This window comes from Agrococcus sediminis, assembly GCF_007923295.1.
GTDB lineage: Bacteria > Actinomycetota > Actinomycetes > Actinomycetales > Microbacteriaceae > Agrococcus > Agrococcus sediminis.
Genome location: NZ_VOIR01000006.1, coordinates 1 through 1406 on the forward strand (window position 1 = coordinate 1; position 1406 = coordinate 1406).

Here is a 1406-nt window from a genome sequence, read left to right on the forward strand (position 1 = left end):
GGGGTCACGTCCCGCTGAGTGGTGGAGTTTCTCGACACCGTGCGGTCAGTTGTTCTGATTATGCAGCAGCGAGTTCTGGCATGGCCACCTCCTCGTGCATCAGGTCGAGCAGGCGCATGGAGTTCTCGCTGAAGTAGCGGCGGTCGGCGCTGTCCCATTCGTCGTGCTGCTCGATCAGCACGTGCCCGGCCAGCCGTAGGAGCGCGGCGGGGTTGGGGAAGGTGCCGACCACGTTGGTGCGGCGCTTGATCTCCTTGTTGAGGCGCTCGAGCGGGTTCGTGGACCAGATCTGCTGCCAGTGCTGGGAGGGGAACGCGGCGAATGCGAGCAGCTCGTCTCGCGCCTCGTCGAGCATCTCTGCCGCCGCCGGGTGGGAGCGCTCGAGCATCGCCACGACTTCGTCGAACTGGCCCTCGACCAGCGCGCGCTTGCCGCGCGGGACGAACACGGTGCGGATAATCGCCGCGACCATCGGGCCAGCTGTCTTGGGAACCTTCGCGAGCACGTTGCGCATGAAGTGGACGCGGCAGCGCTGCCAGGACACGCCCTGGAACGCGACCCGGATCGCCGCGACCAAGCCGGCGTGAGCGTCGGAGACGACCAGCTTCACCCCGCCGAGACCGCGGGCCTTGAGGGAGCGGAAGAACGCGGTCCAGAACGGCTCGGACTCGGTGTCGCCGACATCGAAGCCGAGCACCTGCCGCCGGCCGTCGGCGGCGACGCCGACCGCGACCACGACGGCCTGGGAGACGACGCGGCGGCCCACGCGCGCCTTGCAGTAGGTGGCGTCGACGAACACGTACGGGAACGCGGTCTCGCCCAGCGGGCGCTCCCGGAACGCGGCCACGTCCTCATCCAGGCCGGCGCAGATGCGGGAGACCTCGGACTTCGAGACGCCGGTGTCGGCGCCCAGCGCCTTGACCAGGTCGTCGACCTTGCGGGTGGAGACGCCGTGCACGTACGCCTCCATCACCACCGCGAACAGTGCCTGGTCGACGCGGCGGCGCCGCTCCAGCAGCGAGGGGAAGAACGAGCCGCTGCGCAGCTTCGGGATCCGCAGATCCAGTTGGCCTGCGGTGGTGGTGAGCGTGCGCGGACGGGTGCCGTTGCGCTGCGCCACCCGCTCCAAGGAACGTTCGAACGGGGCGGCGCCGATGAACGCGGTCGCTTCCGCGTCGATCAGCTCCTGATAGAGCTTCTCGGTCGCCGACCGGATCCGATCCGAGACATCGGTGTGCTGAAGTTCCCCGAGGAGCTCGAGGAGGGCAGACTGGTCAAGAGCCATCGTGCGTTGTGTCTTCCTGTGAGTAGCTTTAGTCGGTTCTCACTGACCATCGCACGATGGCTCACCACGTTCACGACGTGACACTCGAGCTGAGAACTACACCACCCCAGGGGACGTGACC

General features: G+C 67.7%; 1 protein-coding gene. It reads right to left on the minus strand.

Translation table 11 applies throughout. The features are described 5' to 3' along the window. Positions 1-58: 58 nt before the first annotated feature. Positions 59-1285 carry an IS256 family transposase gene (locus tag FQ330_RS00490; protein ID WP_146354317.1) on the minus strand — a complete coding sequence of 409 codons (1227 nt, stop codon included), beginning with the start codon at positions 1283-1285 and terminating at the stop codon, positions 59-61. Positions 1286-1406 lie beyond the last annotated feature (121 nt).

Bases quoted from the DNA above. Each gene is read 5' to 3' on its own strand.
- FQ330_RS00490 (WP_146354317.1), bottom strand. From the start codon at position 1,285: ATGGCTCTTGACCAGTCTGCCCTCCTCGAGCTCCTCGGGGAACTTCAG.